The sequence below is a fragment of the Roseomonas gilardii subsp. gilardii genome, from assembly GCF_023078375.1.
GTDB classification, from domain to species: domain Bacteria; phylum Pseudomonadota; class Alphaproteobacteria; order Acetobacterales; family Acetobacteraceae; genus Roseomonas; species Roseomonas gilardii.
This window is the reverse complement of sequence record NZ_CP095554.1, coordinates 3,237,928-3,257,125: the sequence shown is the minus strand read 5'-3', so window position 1 is coordinate 3,257,125 and position 19,198 is coordinate 3,237,928. Positions and strand designations below refer to the sequence as shown.

General features: G+C 68.7%; 15 protein-coding genes. 13 read left to right on the top strand and 2 right to left on the bottom strand.

The annotated features are described in order from the left end of the window. Positions 1-3: 3 nt before the first annotated feature. The 10 genes from nuoL (at position 4) to MVG78_RS14915 (ending at position 11,942) form a co-directional block, all read left to right on the top strand. Positions 4-1,920, top strand: a complete 1,917-nt coding sequence (nuoL, locus tag MVG78_RS14960; protein ID WP_247552761.1) for an NADH-quinone oxidoreductase subunit L — start codon at positions 4-6, stop codon at positions 1,918-1,920. Continuing rightward, complete coding sequence (locus MVG78_RS14955; protein ID WP_247552759.1) at positions 1,917-3,428, top strand: NADH-quinone oxidoreductase subunit M; 1,512 nt, start codon at positions 1,917-1,919, stop codon at positions 3,426-3,428. The genes nuoL and MVG78_RS14955 overlap by 4 nt, the downstream gene beginning before the upstream one ends. A 13-nt stretch (positions 3,429-3,441) precedes the next feature. After that, positions 3,442-4,863: an NADH-quinone oxidoreductase subunit NuoN gene (nuoN, locus tag MVG78_RS14950; protein WP_428480818.1), complete on the top strand. Its 1,422-nt coding sequence runs from the start codon at positions 3,442-3,444 to the stop codon at positions 4,861-4,863. An 8-nt stretch (positions 4,864-4,871) separates the two neighbouring features. Continuing rightward, positions 4,872-5,615: a biotin--[acetyl-CoA-carboxylase] ligase gene (locus tag MVG78_RS14945; RefSeq protein WP_247552755.1), complete on the top strand. Its 744-nt coding sequence runs from the start codon at positions 4,872-4,874 to the stop codon at positions 5,613-5,615. Positions 5,616-5,630: 15 nt separating this feature from the next. After that, positions 5,631-6,449, top strand: a complete 819-nt coding sequence (locus MVG78_RS14940) for a type III pantothenate kinase (protein WP_247552753.1) — start codon at positions 5,631-5,633, stop codon at positions 6,447-6,449. 23 nt (positions 6,450-6,472) lie between these two features. Then, complete coding sequence (locus tag MVG78_RS14935; protein WP_247552751.1) at positions 6,473-8,119, top strand: ribonuclease J; 1,647 nt, start codon at positions 6,473-6,475, stop codon at positions 8,117-8,119. Positions 8,120-8,122: 3 nt separating this feature from the next. Continuing rightward, entirely contained in the window at positions 8,123-8,380 is a 258-nt protein-coding gene (locus tag MVG78_RS14930; RefSeq protein ID WP_247552749.1) for a DUF1467 family protein, read from the top strand. 319 nt (positions 8,381-8,699) lie between these two features. Beyond that, complete coding sequence (gene proS, locus MVG78_RS14925; RefSeq protein WP_247552747.1) at positions 8,700-10,007, top strand: proline--tRNA ligase; 1,308 nt, start codon at positions 8,700-8,702, stop codon at positions 10,005-10,007. Continuing rightward, the gene (locus tag MVG78_RS14920) at positions 10,007-11,260 is read left to right on the top strand and encodes a lipoprotein-releasing ABC transporter permease subunit (protein WP_247552746.1); all 1,254 of its coding nucleotides are present in this window, start codon (positions 10,007-10,009) and stop codon (positions 11,258-11,260) included. Before proS ends, MVG78_RS14920 begins: the two co-directional genes overlap by 1 nt. Next, a complete protein-coding gene (locus tag MVG78_RS14915; RefSeq protein WP_247552744.1) occupies positions 11,253-11,942 on the top strand; it encodes an ABC transporter ATP-binding protein in 690 nt (229 codons plus the stop codon). Before MVG78_RS14920 ends, MVG78_RS14915 begins: the two co-directional genes overlap by 8 nt. Positions 11,943-11,945: 3 nt before the next feature. On the opposite strand, the gene MVG78_RS14910 is transcribed toward MVG78_RS14915, so the two are convergent. Together MVG78_RS14910 and MVG78_RS14905 are read right to left on the bottom strand one after the other, a co-directional pair. After that, the gene (locus MVG78_RS14910; protein ID WP_247552742.1) at positions 11,946-12,128 is read right to left on the bottom strand and encodes a hypothetical protein; all 183 of its coding nucleotides are present in this window, start codon (positions 12,126-12,128) and stop codon (positions 11,946-11,948) included. A 277-nt stretch (positions 12,129-12,405) separates the two neighbouring features. Continuing rightward, positions 12,406-13,128, bottom strand: a complete 723-nt coding sequence (locus MVG78_RS14905; RefSeq protein ID WP_247552740.1) for a sensor histidine kinase family protein — start codon at positions 13,126-13,128, stop codon at positions 12,406-12,408. A gap of 142 nt (positions 13,129-13,270) precedes the next feature. Between MVG78_RS14905 and MVG78_RS14900 the strand changes: the two genes are divergently transcribed. The 3 genes from MVG78_RS14900 to dnaE all read left to right on the top strand — a co-directional run bounded on the left by MVG78_RS14900 (position 13,271) and on the right by dnaE (position 19,196). Further along, entirely contained in the window at positions 13,271-14,125 is an 855-nt protein-coding gene (locus MVG78_RS14900) for a DUF6502 family protein (protein WP_247552738.1), read from the top strand. Between the two features lie 5 nt (positions 14,126-14,130). Further along, the gene (locus MVG78_RS14895) at positions 14,131-15,504 is read left to right on the top strand and encodes a DUF5666 domain-containing protein (protein ID WP_247552736.1); all 1,374 of its coding nucleotides are present in this window, start codon (positions 14,131-14,133) and stop codon (positions 15,502-15,504) included. A gap of 257 nt (positions 15,505-15,761) precedes the next feature. Further along, positions 15,762-19,196: a DNA polymerase III subunit alpha gene (dnaE, locus tag MVG78_RS14890; RefSeq protein ID WP_247552734.1), complete on the top strand. Its 3,435-nt coding sequence runs from the start codon at positions 15,762-15,764 to the stop codon at positions 19,194-19,196. Positions 19,197-19,198 lie beyond the last annotated feature (2 nt).

Below are 19,198 nucleotides of genomic sequence, written 5' to 3'. Positions count from 1 at the left end.
GGCATGTTCGTCGGCGCTGTCTTCTTCCCCCTGCTGGGCTCCGCTATCTCCGGCTTCCTGGGCCGCTGGATCGGCGACAAGGCCGCCCAGTGGTCCACCGTGATCTGCATGGCGCTGGCTGCGGTCTGCGGGCTTTCCGCCTTCTGGCAGGTCGGACTGCACAGCCAGCCCGCCACAGTGGTGGTGACCAACTTCATCGAGGCCGGCTCGCTCAGCGTGGACTGGGCGCTCCGCTACGACACGCTCTCGGCCATGATGGTCGGGATGATCACGCTGATCTCCACGCTGATCCATCTCTACAGCGTGGGCTACATGGCCCATGACGAGACGCCGTCGCGGTACTTCGCCTATCTCTCGCTCTTCACCTTCGCCATGCTGATGCTGGTGACGGCGGACAACCTCGTCCAGCTCTTCTTCGGCTGGGAGGGCGTGGGCCTCGCGAGCTATCTGCTGATCGGCTACTACTACGAGCGCGAGAGTGCGAACCGCGCGGCGATGAAGGCCTTCATCGTCAACCGTGTGGGCGACCTGTTCTTCATGATGGGCATGGCGCTCACCTTCTGGACCTTCGGAGAACTCGGCTTCAACGAGATCTTCGCGGCGCTGCCGGAGGCGCAGGGGCAGACCATCTTCGGCTTCTCCTCCATTGAGGTGATCGGCGTGCTGCTCTTCGCCGGCGCCTGCGGCAAGTCGGCGCAGCTCGTGCTGCACACCTGGCTGCCGGACGCCATGGAGGGCCCGACCCCGGTTTCCGCGCTGATCCATGCGGCGACCATGGTGACGGCCGGCGTCTTCCTGATGGCGCGCATGTCGCCGCTGATGGAGCTGGCGCCGCATGCGCTGACGCTGGTGACCTTCATCGGCGCCACCACCGCCTTCTTCGCGGCGACGGTGGGCTGCGTGCAGAACGACATCAAGAGGGTGATCGCCTTCTCCACCTGCTCGCAGCTCGGCTACATGTTCGTGGCGGTGGGCGTGGGCGCCTATCAGGCGGCGATCTTCCACCTCTTCACCCATGCCTTCTTCAAGGCGCTGCTCTTCCTGAGCGCGGGCTCGGTGATCCACGCCATGTCCGACGAGCAGGACATCCGCCGCATGGGCGGGATCTGGACCAAGATCCCGGTCACCTATGTGGTCTTCTGGATCGGCAACCTGGCGCTGGCCGGCATTCCCTTCTTCGCCGGCTACTACTCCAAGGACGCGATCATGGAGGCGGCCTTCGCCTCGGGCAGCGCGATCGGCATGTACGGCTTCGTCATGACCATGATCGCCGCCTTCCTGACGGCCTTCTACTCCTGGCGCCTGACGATCCTGACCTTCCACGGCAAGCCGCGGGCGGACCATCACGTGATGGAGCATGTGCATGAGAGCCCGCCGGTGATGCTGATCCCGCTGGTGCTGCTGGCGGTCGGCGCGGTCTTCACCGGCTATGCCTTCTTCGACCTGATGGTCGGGCATCACTGGGAGGAGTTCTGGAACGGCTCCATCGTGAATGCCGAGACCAACCATATCATGCATGCGATGCACGAGGTGCCCGAATGGGTGCCGCTGGCGCCGACCGTGATGGGCCTCTCCGGCATCGCCCTGGCCTACGTCATGTACATGTTCGTGCCTTCGCTGCCGGGCAAGCTGGCCAGCACCTTCCGCCCGATCTACCTGTTCCTGCTGAACAAGTGGTACTTCGACGAGCTGTACGACTTCCTCTTCGTGCGTCCCTGCCAGCGTCTGGCCCGTACCCTGTGGAAGGTGGGTGACGCGCAGATCATCGACGGCATGCCCAATGGGGCGGCCAGCCTGACGGTCGAGGCTTCCCGCGGCGCGGTGAAGATGCAGACCGGCAAGCTCGCCAACTACGCCTTCGCCATGATCATCGGGCTCGCGCTCTTCGTGTCCATCTTCCTGCTGGGAGTCATGCGGTGAACGCGGCCGGGTTCCCCCTTCTTTCCCTGCTGACCTTCCTGCCGCTGGCAGGGGCGGCGATCATCATGTGCGTGCGGGGCGACGAAGCGGTCGTCGCCTCCAATGCCCGCTGGACGGCGCTCTGGACCAGCCTGATCGTGCTGGCTCTGTCGCTGCTGCTCTGGTTCCGCTTCGATACCGCCTCGGCGGCCTATCAGTTCGAGGAGCAGCACCGCTGGCTGCCGGAATTCGGCCTCGGCTATCACATGGGGGTGGACGGCATCTCCGTCCTCTTCGTGCTGCTCTCCACCGTGCTGACGCCGCTCTGCATCCTGGCCTCCTGGGAGTCCGTGCAGAACCGGGTGCGGGAGTACATGGTCGCCTTCCTGCTGCTCGAGACCATGATGGTGGGCATGTTCAGCGCGCTGGACATCGTCCTTTTCTATGTCTTCTTCGAGGGCGTGCTGATCCCGATGTTCCTGATCATCGGGGTCTGGGGCGGTCCGCGCCGCGTCTATGCGGCCTTCAAGCTCTTCCTCTACACGCTGCTCGGCTCCGTGCTGATGCTGCTCGCCATCCTGGCGCTCTGGTACAATGCCGGCAGCAGCGACATCGGCGCGATCATGCAGCTGAACCTGCCGCGCTCGACGCAGATCTGGATGTTCCTGGCCTTCTTCGCCGCCTTCGCGGTGAAGGTGCCGATGTGGCCGGTGCACACCTGGCTGCCGGACGCGCATGTGGAGGCGCCGACGGCGGGCTCGGTGATCCTGGCGGGCGTGTTGCTGAAGATGGGGGCCTACGGCTTCATCCGCTTCTCCATCCCGCTCTTCCCGGAAGCTGCGGTGCTCTTCGCGCCGCTGATCTTCGTGCTGTCGGTGGTGGCGGTGGTCTACACCAGCCTCGTCGCCATGGCGCAGGAGGACATGAAGAAGCTGATCGCCTATTCCTCCGTGGCGCATATGGGCATCGTCACGCTCGGCCTCTTCACCTTCAACCAGCAGGGCATCTCCGGCGCGCTGCTGCAGATGATCTCGCACGGTGTGGTGTCGGGGGCGCTCTTCCTCTGCGTCGGCGTGCTCTATGACCGCGTGCATTCGCGGGAGATCGCGCGCTATGGCGGCGTGGCGAAGATCATGCCGGCCTATGCGCTGGTCTTCATGTTCTTCACCATGGGTTCGGTGGCGCTGCCCGGCCTGGCCGGTTTCCCGGGCGAGTTCCTGGTGCTCGTCGGCACATGGAAGGTGAATCCCTGGGCCGCCTTCGGTGGCGCGCTCGGCATGATCCTGGGCGCGGGATACATGCTGTACCTGTACCGCCGGGTGATCTTCAGCCGCATCACGCGCGACGACCTGCGCGCGCTGCTCGACCTGAGCCCGCGCGAGTATGTGACCTTCGCGCCGCTGATCCTGCTGACGATCTGGCTCGGCGTGTACCCGTCCTCTTTCCTTCAGTTCTTCGAGGCCAGCGTGGCGGCGCTGATCGAGCGGCACGAGGCCGCTCTGGCTCTGCCGCGCCTGGCCGGGATGTGACAGCATGAACCCGATCAACTGGACCCTCTCGCTGCCGGAGATCGTGCTGGCGGTCTCGGTCCTGGTGCTGCTGGTCTGCGGCGTCCTGCCGAAGCGCGACACCAGCTTCGGCGTCACCATGGGCGGCATCGGTGCCCTGCTGGTCACGGCGGCGCTGGTGATCGGGCAAGCGGACGGGACGGGCTTCTTCGGCCAGTACGTCTCCGATGCCTTCGCCCGCTTCACCAAGCTGCTGGTGCTGGTGGGCAGCCTGGCGACCATGATCCTGGCGCTGAACTGGAACGCGAAGGAGGGCATCGCCCGCTTCGAGTTCCCGATCCTGATCCTGACCGCGACGCTGGGCATGCTGGTCATGCTCGCGGCCAGCGACCTGATGATGCTGTATCTGGGGTTGGAGCTCTTCTCGCTCTCGCTCTACGTCGTGGCCGCCTTCGACCGCGACAATGTCCGCTCGGCGGAGGCTGGGCTGAAGTATTTCGTGCTCGGCGCCCTGGCCTCCGGCCTGCTGCTCTATGGCGCGAGCCTGATCTACGGCTTCACCGGCACCACGAATTTCGTCCGCATCGCCGCCGCGATGAGCAGCAGCGGGGGCGTCTCGGCGGGCGTGGTGATCGGCCTGATCTTCGTGATCGCCGCCCTGGCCTTCAAGGTCTCGGCCGTGCCCTTCCACATGTGGACGCCGGATGTCTATGAGGGCGCGCCGACCCCGGTGACGGCCTTCTTCGCCTCCGCGCCGAAGGTGGCGGCCATGGCGCTGCTCACCCGCGTGGTGGTCGGCCCCTTCGGCGAACTGGTGGCGCAGTGGGGGCAGGTGATGGTGGTGGTCTCCATCCTGTCCATGCTGCTGGGCTCCTTGGCCGCGATCGGGCAGCGCAACATCAAGCGGCTGATGGCCTATTCCTCCATCGGCCATGTCGGCTACGCGCTGATGGGCTTGGCGGTGGGCACGGAGGTCGGCGTGCGCGGCCTGCTCTTCTACCTGGCCATCTACCTGGTGATGAATATCGGCGTCTTCGCCGTGCTTGTCTCCATGCGCCGCAATGGCCGCGCGGTGGAGGGGATCGGTGACCTCGCGGGTCTCGGCAAGACGGACCCGGCGATGGCGCTCGCCATGGCGATCTTCATGTTCTCCATGGCTGGCATCCCGCCGCTGGCCGGCTTCTTCTCGAAGCTCTACGTCTTCCTGGCGGCGGTCCAGGCGGGCCATTGGACGCTGGCGGTGATCGGTGTGCTGACCTCGGTGGTCTCAGCCTATTACTACCTGCGCATCGTCAAGGTCATGTATTTCGACGAGGCGGCCGGGGCCCTGGAGCCGCGCGCGGCCGGCGTCTCGGTGCTGCTGGCCGGCGCGGGCATCCTGAACGTGGCGCTGGTCTTCTTCGCCGCGCCGCTGCTCGCGGCGGCGCAGGCCGCCGTCGCCGCCCTGGCCGGGTGAGTGAGCCGGTGACACCCGGGGCCGCCGGCTTCGGCTGGCGGCTCCAGGTGCATGAGAGCCTTTCCAGCACGCAGGACCACCTGCTGGCCCTCGCGTCCACGGGCGAGCCTGAAGGAACCGCCGCCCTGGCGCTGCGCCAGACGGCGGGGCGAGGCCAGTATGGCCGGGCATGGCAGTCCCTGTCCGGCAACCTGCATCTCTCGCTCCTGCTGCGCCCGCGCGAGGCGCCACGGCAGTTGCCGCAGTATTCGCTGCTGGCGGCGGTGGCTCTGGCCGATGCCCTGGCAGGCTTCCTGCCTGCCGGCGTGCCGCTCTCCGTGAAATGGCCGAACGACCTGCTGCTGAACGGCGCGAAATGCGCGGGCATCCTGCTGAATTCCGGCCTGGACGCGGCAGGGATGCCGTGGATCGTGCTGGGGATCGGGGTCAATCTCGCCTATGCGCCGCAGCTTCCTGACCGGCCTGTGACATGTCTCGCCGATGTTTGTGGGGTTCCGCCGGGGCCGGAAACTTTCGCCTGGCGGCTGCTGGAATGTCTCAGCCACTGGCGGCAGCGCCGGGCAGAGGAGGGTTTCGGCCCTGTCCGGGCCGCCTGGATGGCGCGCGGGCCGGCACCCGGCGCCGTCCTGACGGTGCGGCGTCCGCAGGGATCGATAACGGGTCGTTTCGAGGGGCTGGCCGAGGACGGGGCTCTCCTGATAGCGACGGAGGAACGTGTTCACACCGTTGTCGCGGGTGAACTCGCGGGCTGAGGGAGGCCAAGATCCATGTTGCTGGCCATCGATGCAGGCAACACCAATGTCGTCTTCGCGGTTCATGACGGCCGGGAATGGCGTGGCCGCTGGCGCATCGCCACGCGGGACGACCGGACCAGCGACGAATACGCCGTCTGGCTCCTGGCCCTGTTCCGCCATGTGGGGCTGAACCCTTCGGCCATCGACCGCTGCGCCATCGGCACCGTGGTGCCGGCCGCCCTGTACAATCTGCGGCGCCTGTCGCGGGAATGGTTCTCCTGCGAGCCCCTGGTGGCCCGGGCCGCGGTGGACTGGGGCTTCCAGATCCTGGTGGACCGCCCGAAGGAGGTTGGCGCCGACCGGTTGCTGAACGCCCTGGCGGCGCATCACCACTATCACGGGCCGCTGGTGGTGGTGGATTTCGGCACCGCCACCACCTTCGATGTCGTGGATGGGAAGGGCAGCTATCTCGGCGGCGTGATCGCTCCGGGCATCAGCCTGTCGATCGAGGCGCTGCACCGGGCCGCCGCCCGCCTGCCGCGGATCGGCATCGGCCGGCCGCAATCGGTGATCGGGCGCGACACGGTGCCAGCCATGCAGTCCGGGATCTTCTGGGGCTATGTCGGGCTGATCGAGGGGATCGTGGAGCGGATCCGCGCGGAATTCGGCGCGCCCATGAAGGTGGTGGCCACCGGCGGGCTGGCGCCGCTCTTCGCCGAGGGTACCGCGGTGATCGAGAAGACCGACCCCGATATCACCCTGGAGGGTCTGCGGCTGTTGGCGGATCGTAACCCCACGCCCATCTTCCACCGCACCAGCTTGCCCGACGCCCTGAAACCGGACCCCGATTAGATGCTTATCAGAACGAGAACAGAATGACGGAATCCTCCTCCGGCCTCGCCCTGATCCCGCTTGGCGGGACCGGGGAGATCGGCCTGAACCTGAATGTGTACCGCTGCGACGGGGCTCTGCTCGCGGTGGATTGTGGCATCGGCTTCGGCGGCACCGACACGCCGGAAGCCGAGGTCATGGTCCCCGATGCCGGCTGGCTGGCCGAGCGGCGCGACAAGCTGGTCGGGCTGGTGATCACCCATGCGCATGAGGACCATCTCGGCGCCGTGGCCCCGCTCTGGCCGCAGCTTCGATGCCCGATCTATGCCAGCCCCTTCGCCTCCGCCGTGCTGCGCCGGAAGCTGGGGGAGGCCGGGTTGCTGCACCAGGCGGAGTTGCACACCATCCCGCTCGGCGGCAGCCTGGAGCTGGGCCCCTTCGCCATGCGCTTCCTCCGGGTCGCGCATTCGGTGCCGGAGGCGCAGGCCCTCTCGATCCGCACGCCATACGGTACGGTGCTGCACACGGGCGACTGGAAGCTCGACCCGAACCCCCTCCTGGGCCTGCCCACGGATGAGGAGGGTTTCGCCGCCCTGGGGCGTGAGGGCGTGCTGGCCATGGTCTGCGACAGCACCAATGCGCTGGTCGAGGGCTATTCCGGCAGCGAGGCGGATGTCCGCCGCGAGCTGACGGCGCTGATCGGCGAGCTGCGTGGCCGGGTGGCCGTGACCTGCTTCGCCACCAATGTGGCGCGGGTGGAAAGCATCGCCCATGCCGCGCGGGCCAATGGGCGGCAGGTGGCGCTGTTCGGGCGCTCGCTGCGCAATGCCGATGCGGCGGCGCGGGAGTGCGGCTATCTGAAGGACACGCCGCCCTTCCTGAGCGAGGACGAGGCCGGCTACCTGCCGGACGAGGAGCTGCTGATCATCTGCACCGGCAGCCAGGGCGAGCCGCGCTCGGCGCTGTCCAAGATCGCCGCCGACACCCATCCCAATATCTCGCTGGGGGAGGGGGATACGGTGATCTATTCCTCCCGCCAGATCCCCGGCAACGAGCGCGCCATCGCCCGGGTGCAGGATCAGCTCCGCCGGGCCGGCTGCCGGGTGGTGACCGCCGATGAGCGGCAGGTCCATGTGTCCGGCCATCCGGCGAAGGGGGAGCTGAAGCGCCTCTACGAGCTGGTGCGGCCGCGCTTCTCCGTGCCTGTGCATGGCGAGTGGCGCCATCTGGAGCAGCATGCGGAGCTGGCGCGTGCGATCGGGGCGACGCCGATCCTGATCGAGGACGGCGATGTGCTGGAGCTGTCCGGCAACAAGCCGGATGTGGTGGATTCCGTCCCCACCGGCCGCCTGGCCATCGACGGCGACAGGCTCCTGCCGCTGGAGGGCGGGGTACTTTCGGCCCGGCGGCGGATGCTGTTCAACGGGGTGATCGTCGCCTCCCTGGCGGTGGACCGGGAAGGGCGGGTGCGCGGGGAGCCGCAGGTTTCCGCCCCCGGTCTGTTCGAGCAGCTCGACGCGGCGCCGGGGCAGATCGCCGCCGAGCTGGCCCGTGCCGTGGAGGAACTGCCGCTCAACCTGCGGCGGGACGACGACCCGCTGCGCGAGGCCGCCCGTGCCATCCTGCGCCGGGCGCTCGGCCGCCGGCTGCGCAAGCGGCCGATGGTGGACGTGCATCTGCTGCGGGTCTGAGCCATGGGCGTCGTCACCGGGATCGTGGTCTTCTTTCTTGTCTGGTGGACCGTGCTGTTCGTCACCCTGCCCCTCGGGGTGCGGCCGGACACGGATGCGGAATCGACGCCCGGTGGCTGGCGGGGCGCGCCGCTGGCCCCTCGCCTCGGGCGGAAGGCCCTGCTGACCACGGCCATTTCGGCCGTGATCTGGATCGGGCTGGAGATGGTGATCCGCAGCGATTACCTTTCCTTTCGCCATGGCTGGCTTGCGATGCATTGAGTTTCGGCTGTTTGCCTAAAATAAAGCCATTATAGCCGGGAAAATGGGCTGTTCCGGAGAGAGGAGCCCAATTTTCGCTCTCCGATGGCCGTTTCGCGATTGCGAAGAAGGACCAGAAGGGTCAGATTCAGGAACAGGAAGAGGGTTAGTCCTCTTTCTGCCGTGTGACTGGCGTTTCCTCCCTAAACTTCGGGCCGTGCCTCCTGGTGCGGCCCTTTCTTTTTGTCGCTTTCCGGGCCGTTTCGCCGCGCCGCGATCCGCTCTAGGTTGCGCCCCCTGAACCGCTTCCTTTGCCCTCGTTCTCCCGGAGACGACTGCTTTGCGCCTGTCCCGCGCCTTCCTGCCGACGCTGAAGGAAACGCCCGCCGAGGCGCAGATCGCCTCGCACCGCCTGATGCTGCGCGCCGGGCTGATCCGCCAGACCAGCGCCGGCATCTATGCCTGGCTGCCGCTCGGCCTGCGCGTGCTGCGCAACATCGAGCGGATCGTGCGGGAGGAGCAGGATCGGACCGGGTCGCAGGAGATCCTGATGCCCACGATCCAGTCCGCCGAGCTGTGGCGGGAGAGCGGGCGCTATGACGACTACGGCAAGGAGATGCTGCGCATCCGCGACCGGCATGATCGCGAGATACTGTTCGGCCCGACCAACGAGGAGATGGTCACCGACATCTTCAAGGGCTTCGCCAAGTCCTATCGCGACCTGCCGCGCAACCTCTACCACATCCAGTGGAAGTTCCGGGACGAGGTGCGCCCCCGTTTCGGCGTGATGCGCGGCCGCGAGTTCCTGATGAAGGACGGCTATTCCTTCGACATCTCGCCGGAGGAGGCGCGGAAGTCCTATCACCGGATGTTCGTCTCCTATCTGCGGATCTTCGCGCGGATGGGGCTGAAGGCGATCCCGATGCGGGCGGATACCGGCCCGATCGGCGGCAATCTGAGCCACGAGTTCATCATCCTGGCGGAGACGGGCGAGAGCCAGGTCTTCCTGCACCGTGACCTGCTGGCCTATGACCCGCTGGCCGAGGCGCCGGACTATGACGGCGACCTGACGCCGCATGTCGATTTCTGGACCAGCCGCTACGCCGCCACCGACGAGATGCATGACGAGGCCGCCTGGAACGCCGTCGCGGCGGAGGAGCAGGTCTCGGCGCGCGGCATCGAGGTCGGCCATATCTTCTATTTCGGCACCAAGTACTCGGCCTCCATGGGCTTCCAGGTGACGGGGCCGGAAGGCAATCCCGTGCATCCGGAGATGGGCTCCTACGGCATCGGCGTGTCGCGCCTCGTGGCCGCGGCGATCGAGGCCAATCACGACGAGAACGGCATCAAGTGGCCGGACGCCATCGCACCCTACAGGCTCGCCATCCTGAACCTGAAGAGCGGCGATGCGGCCTGCGACGCGGTCTGCGATCGGATCTACGCGGAATTCGCCGGGGATGCGGTCTATGATGACCGCCCCGAGCGCGCCGGCGTGAAGTTCGCCGATGCCGACCTGATGGGCTTCCCCTGGCAGGTGGTGGTCGGCCCGCGCGGCGCGGCGGCCGGCAAGGTCGAGCTGAAGCGGCGCATGACCGGCGAGCGCGAGGAGTTGTCGGTCGAGGACGCGCTGGCCAAGCTCCGCGCCTGATGTTCAACGCCTTCGAGCGTGCCGTCGCCTTCCGCTACCTGAGGGCGCGGAAGGGCGAACGCTTCGTTTCGGTGATCGCGATCTTCTCGCTGGTGGGCATCGCCCTCGGCGTGGCGACGCTGATCATCGTCATGAGCGTGATGAACGGCTTCCGCCAGGAGTTGCTGGGCCGCATCCTCGGGCTGAACGGCCATATGGGCGTCTATGCGGCCCAGGGCGGGAAGCTGCCGGATTTCGACGAGATCGCGGCCAAGGTGCGTGCCGTGCCCGGCGTGGTCTCGGCGACGCCGATCGTCGAGGGGCAGGTACTCTTCACCTCCGATGCCGGCGGCGCCTCGGGTGGCATCGCCCGCGGCATCCGGCCGGAGGACCTGCGCGCGCGTCCCCTGATCGCCGGCAATATCCGCCTCGGCAGCCTGGAGCGTTTCGGTGGCGACGACACCATCGTCATCGGCACGCGGCTGGCGCAGAAGCTGGGCCTGCGCCTGGGCGACCGCATCACCCTGGTCTCGCCACAGGGGCGCACCACCGTCATCGGCACCGTGCCGCGCCTGCGGTCCTATGAGGTCGTGGCGATGTTCGAGGCGGGGATGAACGAATACGACAGCTCCTACGTCTTCATGCCCTTCCAGGCGGCGCAGGTCTATTTCCAGTTGCAGGGTGCGGCCTCGCAGGTCGAGGTCTTCGTGGACAACCCCGACCGTGTTTCCGCCATCGCGCGGGAGATCTATGCCGCGCTGATGCCAACCCGCGTGCGTATCCTCGACTGGCAGAGCGCCAATTCCTCTTTCTTCAACGCGGTGCAGGTGGAACGGAACGTGATGTTCCTGATCCTCACCCTGATCATCGTCGTGGCGGCCTTCAACATCGTCTCCTCCCTGATCATGCTGGTGAAGGACAAGACCAAGGACATCGCGGTGCTGCGCACGGTGGGTGCCACGCGCGGCGCGATCATGCGGATCTTCCTGCTTTGCGGCGCCAGCGTCGGCGTGGCGGGAACGCTGATCGGCTTCCTGATCGGCATCGTCTTCTGCGCCAATATCGAGCGTATCCGCGAGGCCCTGCAGGCGCTGACGGGGACGGAGCTGTTCAGTCCGGAGGTCTATTTCCTCACCAAGTTGCCGGCGGTGGTGAACCCGCATGAGGTGGCGCAGGTGGTGCTGATGGGGCTCGGCCTGTCGCTGCTGGCGACGCTCTACCCGTCCTGGCGCGCGGCGAAGACCGATCCGGTGGTGGCGCTGCGCAATGAGTGAGACCCATGAGCCGCCGCTGCGCCTGGTGGGGCTGGAGCGGCGCTACCGCACCGAGGCGGGGGAACTCCCCGTGCTGCGCGGTGCCGACCTGACCCTCCGGGCGGGCGAGATCGTGGCGCTGGTCGCGCCTTCGGGCACCGGCAAGTCCACGCTGCTGCATCTGGCGGGGCTGCTGGAACGGCCGGATGGCGGGGAGGTCTTCATCAACGGCCGCGCCGCCGGGGGCCTCGATGACGGCGCCCGCACCACGCTGCGGCGGGAGGCGATCGGCTTCGTCTACCAGTTCCACCACCTGCTGCCGGAATTCACCGCCGAGGAGAATGTCTGCCTGCCGCAGATGGCCGCCGGCGTGCCGCGCGCCCGCGCGGTGGAGCGGGCGCGGCAACTCCTGGCCGGCTTCGGCCTGACGGGGCGGGAGCATCACCGGCCCGGCCGCCTTTCGGGCGGCGAGCAGCAGCGCGTGGCCATCGCCCGCGCCCTGGCGAACGGGCCGCGCATCCTGCTGGCGGACGAGCCGACGGGGAACCTGGATGTCGGCACCTCCGACCGGGTCTTCGCGGAACTGCTGGAAAGCGCTCGGGAGCGGGGGCTGGCGGCACTGATCGCCACGCACAACCCGGAACTGGCGGCGCGGATGGACCGCGTGGTGGAACTGCGCGACGGCCACCTCCGCGAGGGGTAGGGGTTACCGCAACTCATCCAACTGGCCGAAGCCGTAGGCGATGGCGATACCGGCCAGGGCGATCAGGAGGACAGCCAGGACATCCCGGGCCTGCCAGTGCCGGGGGGCCAGGGGCAGCGGTTCCCCCGAGGCGAGAGGGACGGGGCGGGGCTGCCGGAACGGGGCACCGGCATCGCCCCAGCCCAAGAGGGGGTGCTCCTGCCGGAAGGACAGCCCTCCGGAAACGGGCCTCCGTCTGGCCAATCCGGTGAGCAATCCGGTCACCATTCCAGTCTCTGGCATTCCGGGGCCGCCGGCTGAGGTTCCCACATGCCGGGCGGCATGCTCCCGGTGCAGCAGCGGAACCGCCAGGGCCAGCGGCACGCTCAGGAACAGCGGGCCGGCTGCTGGCAGGGGGCTGAGGAACAGGGAAGGGAGCAGAGGGTGCTTCCTTTCGTGCGAGGCGGGCCGTGGCCGGACCGCGTCAGTGGCTTTCGGAGTCGGTGGCGGGGAGGTCGAGCGTGACGACGGTCATGTTGTCCTGCCGGTTCATCATGATCTGGCCACCATAGGGCGCGGCCAGGCTGCGCATCAGCTGCATGCCGTCGCCATCCGCGGCGCCAGGGGAAGGGCCCCAGCCGTCATCGGCGACGCGGAGCTGCCAGCCCTTTCCCTGCCACCCGAACTCCACGGCGATCTGCCCGGACAGGCGGACGTGAAGGCCGTGCTTCACGGCATTGCCCACCATCTCATGCGCGACCCGCAGCACGAGGTTCTCCAGGTGGTCCGGGCAGGTGTCGTCGGTCCGCAGCGTCAGGGTGATGCGCTGGTCCGGATCGGCCATCAGCCCGACCACCTTCTCGCACAGGGAGCGGAGGCGCTCGTCCAGCGGCCGGGGCTCCCGGGTGAAGCCGAAGAGATCGTCGGAGATCCCGGCGGAAAGGCTGATCCGGTTTTCCAGGTCCCGCACTAGGCGCCGCCCTTCCGGTGTCGCCTGGAGATCCTCCGAATGCCAAAGCTGGGCCAGGATCCTTTGCAGGGCGTTCTTGGAATGATGGCGAAGCTGCCGGAGCGCGTCGTCTCCGGTGGTCTGGCAGGGGCGGCCCATCATCCTGGCCAGTGAAGGGGCCAGTGAAGGGGCCAGTGAAGGGGCCAGCGAAGGAGGCAGGGCGGGGACGAAGGACGGATCGGAGACATCGAAAGACAAGGGACCGGTCCTGGGAGTGGTGTGATGGGCGAAGTATTTGTGGGAAATTTGCCCACGTCAATGCCGGAGCGGGCTTTGTGGGCATTTTTCCCACGAAAGATCCGTGCTAGTGAAGAGGCAGCCCAAGGATCCATCCCTCCGGATGCCAGTTGTTCCCGACCGCGCCGACCTGCCTCTGCCGGACAGTCTGACCAGGCCGCTGCGCCGCCTCCTGCGCCCGCTCGTGCGGCTGCTGATCCGCAGCGGCGTGACCTTCCCTGTCTTCGCCGACCTGCTGCGCGGCCTCTATGTGGAGGTGGCGGCCACGGACCTGCTGCCGGACCCGAAGAGCCGCACGGACAGCCGGATCAGCCTGCTGACCGGCGTGCATAGGAAGGAGATCCGCCGGCTGCGGGAGGAGGGCGCCGATCTCGCGGAGGTGCCGGCGGTGGTGACGTTGGCCACCGGGATCATCGCGCGCTGGCTGGGCCAGCCCTCCCATACCGGCCCGGACGGGCGGCCGCTGCCCCTGCCGCGCAGCGCACCGGAGGGCGTGCCGTCCTTCGAGGGGCTGGTTGCCTCGGTCACCACCGATGTCCGGCCGAGGGCGGTGCTGGATGACTGGATCGCCCAGGGGATCGTGCGGCTGGACGCCGAGGACCGCGTTCACCTGCTGGCCGCGGCCTTCCTGCCGGCGCCGGGCAAGGAAGAGCAGCTCTTCTTCTTCGCCCGCAACCTGCATGACCACATCGCGGCAGCCACGGCGAATGTCGCCGCCTCCGGATCGGCGCCCTTCCTCGATCGCAGCGTGCATTATGACGGGCTGAGCCCGGAGGTCGTGACGGCGCTGGAGGCCGCCGGGCGCGAGTCGGCGCAGCGGATGCTGATCGAGATCAACCGCCTCGCCCTGGCCCTGCTGGAGGAAAAGGGCGAGGCCGCGGCCGGGACCCTGACACGCCGGTTCAATCTCGGCGTATATCTCTACGCCGAGGATGACGGGAACCGCGCGGAAGGGTGACACGCATGCGTTGGGCTGTCGCTCTTCCGTTCCTGCTGGCGGCCTGCGTGAACGCGCCGCCCGCCGGGTGGAATGCCGGCGTGGCTGCTCCCCCCGCCGGGGCGCAGGAGCCCGGATTCTGCCGGATCGGTCCGGATGACGGGCCGGTCCTGGCCGAGCGCGGCATCGGCGGGACCGGCGCCGTGGCTGGAACGCCGTCCGGCCAGGACCGTGGCATCGGCGGCACGGGGGCGGTCGCGGCCGCGCAGGATCGCGGGATCGGCGGGACGGGCGCCGTTGCCGAGGCGGATAACGGCAAGACCGGGGGCCAGGATCGTGGCATCGGCGGTACCGGGATCGTCGGCGTCGTCACCGGCTTCGCCAGCATCTGCGTGAACGGGCTGGAGGTGCTCTACGACGACTCCCTGCCGGTGGCGCTGGAGGATGGCTGGGCGCGGCCGGATGCGCTGCGGGTCGGCCAACTCGTGGTGCTGGAGGCGGGCGGGGAGGGCCAGGTGCTGCGGGCGCGGCGCATGGCCGTCCGCTACGAGGTCTCCGGCCCGGTGAGCAGCGTGTCGGAGGGTTCCGACGGGCGTGTCCTGGCCGTCGCGGGCCAGCGCGTGAGGCTGGATGCCGCGACGCGCGGCGGAACCTCTTGGATGCCGGGCGACTGGATCACCGTGAGCGGGCTGCGGGACCCCGACGGGGCGATCACGGCGACGCGCATCGACCGCCGCCCGCCCGGGGATGTCACCGTCCATGGGCTGCTGGCGCGCGACGCGGATGGCAGCCTGCGGATCGGCGCGCTGCCCGTCAGCCCGGGCGCGGGGATCGATCTGCGGCCGGGCAGCTATGTGGTGGCCAGCGGCCCCCTCTCCGGCAACCGGATGCTGGCGCGCTCGGTGGAGACGGACCGGCTGCTGACGGATCTGCCGGCCAGCTTCGGCCCCGGTGTCGGGCGCTTCGTGGTCGAATCCTATATCGGCTGGGATGGCCGCTATCTCCGCCCCGGCTATGGGCTGGGGCCGATCGCGCCGCCGTCGCCGGGCGGTGCCGCCGGGCGCGGCGTGCTCGACCTGCGGCGGGAGCCCGGGCGCGGAATCGTCGCGACCGGGTTGCGGAACGCGCCCTTCGCCGCGGGGGCCGGGACGCCGATGGGGCCGCAGGCCCCGGCCATGGGGGCAACTCCCGGGGCGGGCAGGGGCGGCGCGGCCGGGCCCCGTGGCACGGCTTCCCCGGGGGCGGCGCGGCCGGGTCCGGGCGGGCTGGCGGCGCCGCATGGCGCCCCGGGAACGGCACGGGCCGGAACGGGTTCCATGGGAGGACCGGTGGGAGCGCCGGATGCGGGTGGCCGCTGGGAGGCGGCACCGGTGCCGGGGGGCGTGGCGCGAACGACCTGAACCGGGATGCCGGCCGTATGCCGGGTGGCGGCGAGCACGGCCATGGTGCGCCTTTCCCACGGGACCAGGGCCGCGAGCAGCGGCAGGGTGCGGCCCCGCCGGACTGGCCGGCCGGAGGAGCGGACGGCCAGGGCATGCCGGGCCCGCCGATGCGGGGACGCTGAAGGGGGCGCCAGGGCGGCGTCACACCGGGAGCGGGAGGCTGGATCGCCCTGCCGCCCCCGGCCCGAATCGCCGGCCTGTGCTACAGGAGGGACATGTCCGGCAGCTTCGTCCATCTCCACGTCCATTCCGCCTATTCCCTCGCGGAAGGCGCCATCAAGGCCGACAAGCTCCCCGGCCTCGCCCGCAAGCTCGGCATGCCGGCGGTGGCCCTGACGGATACCGCCAACATGTTCGGCGGGCTGGAATTCGCCCAGTACGCCACCAAGGAGAACGTGCAGCCGATCATGGGCTGCCAGCTCTGGCTCTCACGCCGCGCGACGGAGGAGAGGCCGGAGCCGATGCGTTGCCAGCCCGATCCGGTGGTGGCGCTGGCGATGGACCGGCAGGGGCTGGTGAACGTGCAGCGCCTCTCCTCGCTCGGCTGGCTGGGCGAGGATATCTCCGGCCTTCCCTGCATCGACCTGGACCAGCTCCGCGAATGCAGCGAGGGCGTCACGCTGCTGACCGGCGGCACGCGTGGCCCGCTCGGGCGGCTGCTGCTGGAAGGGCGGCGGGACCCGGCGGAGCATCTGCTGCGCGCCCTGCACGAGGCTTTCGGCGACCGTCTGGCGGTGGAGCTGACGCGGCACGGCACGGAGCGCGACCGGGCGGCGGAGCCGGGTCTGATCGCGCTCGCCGACCGGGTCGGCGTGCCGCTGGTGGCGGCCAATGACGTGCATTTCGCCGAGGCGCGGATGTACGAGGCGCATGACGCGCTGCTCTGCATCGCGCATGGCCGCACCCTCGCCGAGCCGGACCGGCCGCGCTGCACGCCGGAGCACTGGTTCAAGCCGCCCGAGGTGATGCGCAAGCTCTTCGCCGACCTGCCGGAAGCCTGCGACAACACCCTGGCCATCGCGCGCCGCTGCGCGGTGATGGCGGAGACGCGCAAGCCGGAACTGCCGATCTGCCCCAAGGTGCAGCCGGGCATGACCGAGGCCGAGACGGTGCGCGACATGGCCAAGCGCGGGCTGGAGGCGCGGCTGGACGCGCAGGGCACCACGGACCGGGAGCCCTATCGCAAGCGCCTGGCCTTCGAGCTCGACATCATCGAGAAGATGGGCTTCGCGGGCTACTTCCTGATCGTGGCCGACTTCATCCAGTGGGCCAAGGCGCAGGACATCCCGGTGGGGCCGGGGCGCGGCTCGGGCGCGGGCTCGGTGGCGGCCTGGGCGCTGACCATCACCGATCTCGACCCGATGCAGTTCGGCCTGCTGTTCGAGCGCTTCCTGAACCCGGAACGCGTCTCGATGCCGGATTTCGACATCGACTTCTGCCAGGACCGGCGCGACGAGGTAATCAACTACGTCCGGCGTGAATATGGCGAGGACCGGGTGGGGCAGATCATCACCTTCGGCCGCCTTCAGGCCAAGGCGGTGGTGCGCGATGTCGGCCGCGTCATGGGCATGCCCTATGGCCAGGTGAACAAGATCGCGGAGCTGATCCCCTTCAACCCCGCCAAGCCGGTCAGCCTGCGTCAGGCCATCGACGGGGAGCCGCGCCTGCAGGAATTGCAGAAGGCGGACGAGACGGTGGCGCGGCTGATGGAGACGGCGCTGGAACTGGAGGGGCTGTACAGGAACGCCTCCACCCATGCCGCCGGCGTGGTGATCGGGCGCAAGCCGCTGATCGAGATCGTGCCGCTCTACCGCGACCCGCGCGCGCCGGACCTCGTGACGCAGTACTCCATGAAATACGTGGAGAGCGCCTCACTGGTGAAGTTCGACTTCCTGGGCCTCAAGACGCTTACCGTGCTGCAACGCGCGGTGCAGATGCTGGCAAAGCAGGGCATCGAGGTCGATCTCGCGCGCATTCCGCTGGATGACGCGAAGACCTACGAGATGCTGGCGCGGGGCGATTCCGCCTCGGTGTTCCAGTTCGAATCCCAGGGCATGCGCGACGTCCTGCGGATGATGCGGCCGGACCGGTTCGAGGACCTGATCGCCGCCGTCTCGCTCTACCGCCCCGGCCCGATGGCCAATATCCCCGCCTATTGCGCCCGCAAGCATGGCGAGGCCTGGGACGCGCCGCATCCGAAGATGCGCCGGCTCGTGGAGGAGACCTACGGCATCCTGGTCTACCAGGAGCAGGTCATGCAGATCAGCCAGGAACTGGCGGGCTATTCGCTCGGCGGCGCCGACCTGCTGCGCCGTGCCATGGGCAAGAAGAACCGTGCCGAGATGGAGGCGCAGCGCAAGATCTTCGTCGAGGGCGCGGTGAAGAACGACGTGCCGGAGAACAAGGCCGGCGAGATCTTCGACCTGATGGAGAAGTTCGCGGAATACGGCTTCAACAAGTCGCATGCCGCCGCCTATGCGCTGGTCGCCTACCAGACCGCCTGGTTGAAGGCGAATTACCCGGAGGAGTTCCTGGCGGCCTCGATGTCGCTGGACCTCGGCAACACGGACAAGCTGGCCGGGCATATGGGCGAGGCCTCGCGCCTCGGCATCAAGGTTCTGCCACCGGACGTGAACCGCTCCGAGGCCGAGTTCAATGTCGAGATCGCGGAGGATGGTGGGAAGTCCATCCGCTTCGCCCTGGCCGCGGTGAAGCGCGTCGGGCTGGGGGCGATGCGCGACCTCGTCGCCTCCCGCAAGCAGGGCGGCCCCTTCCGCTCGCTGGTGGATTTCGCCTCCCGCGTTGATCCCAAGCTGCTGAACAAGATGCAGCTGGAGAACCTGGCCCGTGCCGGGGCCTTCGAATGCCTCGACAGGAACCGTGCCCGGGTGATGTACGGGGCGGAGGCGATCCTGCGCCGCGCCCAGTCCTCGGCCGAGGAGCGGACGAGCGACCAGATCGGCCTCTTCGGCGGGGTGGCGGCGGAGGAGGCGCCGCTGCGCCTGCCGGAGCGCCCCGACTGGCCGACGCTGGAGAAGCTGGCCGAGGAGGCGGAGGCGATCGGCTTCCACCTCTCGGCGCATCCGCTGGACAGCTACAAGGAGGTCCTGGCCAAGCTGCGCGTCACGCCGATCGCGCGGATGGAGGCGGCGGCGCGGGGCGGGGCGGGGGTGCTCAAGCTCGCCGGCACGGTGGTCGGCACCAAGGAGCGCACCACCAAGACCGGCAGCCGCATGGCCTGGGTCCGGATCTCCGATTCCACCGGCAGCACGGAGGTCACCTGCTTCTCCGAGGTGCTGTCCAAGTCGCGAGAGATCCTGAAGGAAGGCCACGCCGTCATCTTCGCCGCCGATGTGCGGATGGATGGCGATGCGCTGCGCCTGACCGCGAGCTCCTGCGAATCGCTGGATCAGGCGGCCTCGGCGGTCGCCACCGGTATCCGCATCCTGGTCGCGGAGGAGGAGGCGGTGCACAGCGTCGCCGAGATCCTGCGCGGGGAGGGCAAGGGCAAGAGCAAGGTGGTGCTCGTGCCCTGCCTGGGCGAGACGCAGGAGGTGGAGATCACCGTGCCGGGCACCTGGAACGTCTCGCCGCGCCTGACGCAGCGGCTGCGCGTCCTGCCCGGCGTGACGGATGTGCGGGCGGCCTGAGC

What these genes read in the sequence shown, in the direction of transcription:
- MVG78_RS14935 (WP_247552751.1), top strand. Translation starts at nt 6,473, where the DNA reads ATGACGGAATCCTCCTCCGGCCTCGCCCTGATCCCGCTTGGCGGGACC.
- MVG78_RS14940 (WP_247552753.1), top strand. Translation starts at nt 5,631, where the DNA reads ATGTTGCTGGCCATCGATGCAGGCAACACCAATGTCGTCTTCGCGGTT.
- MVG78_RS14900 (WP_247552738.1), top strand. Translation starts at nt 13,271, where the DNA reads ATGCCAGTTGTTCCCGACCGCGCCGACCTGCCTCTGCCGGACAGTCTG.
- MVG78_RS14930 (WP_247552749.1), top strand. Translation starts at nt 8,123, where the DNA reads ATGGGCGTCGTCACCGGGATCGTGGTCTTCTTTCTTGTCTGGTGGACC.
- MVG78_RS14915 (WP_247552744.1), top strand. Translation starts at nt 11,253, where the DNA reads ATGAGTGAGACCCATGAGCCGCCGCTGCGCCTGGTGGGGCTGGAGCGG.
- nuoL (WP_247552761.1), top strand. Translation starts at nt 4, where the DNA reads ATGTTCGTCGGCGCTGTCTTCTTCCCCCTGCTGGGCTCCGCTATCTCC.
- dnaE (WP_247552734.1), top strand. Translation starts at nt 15,762, where the DNA reads ATGTCCGGCAGCTTCGTCCATCTCCACGTCCATTCCGCCTATTCCCTC.
- MVG78_RS14920 (WP_247552746.1), top strand. Translation starts at nt 10,007, where the DNA reads ATGTTCAACGCCTTCGAGCGTGCCGTCGCCTTCCGCTACCTGAGGGCG.
- MVG78_RS14895 (WP_247552736.1), top strand. Translation starts at nt 14,131, where the DNA reads ATGCGTTGGGCTGTCGCTCTTCCGTTCCTGCTGGCGGCCTGCGTGAAC.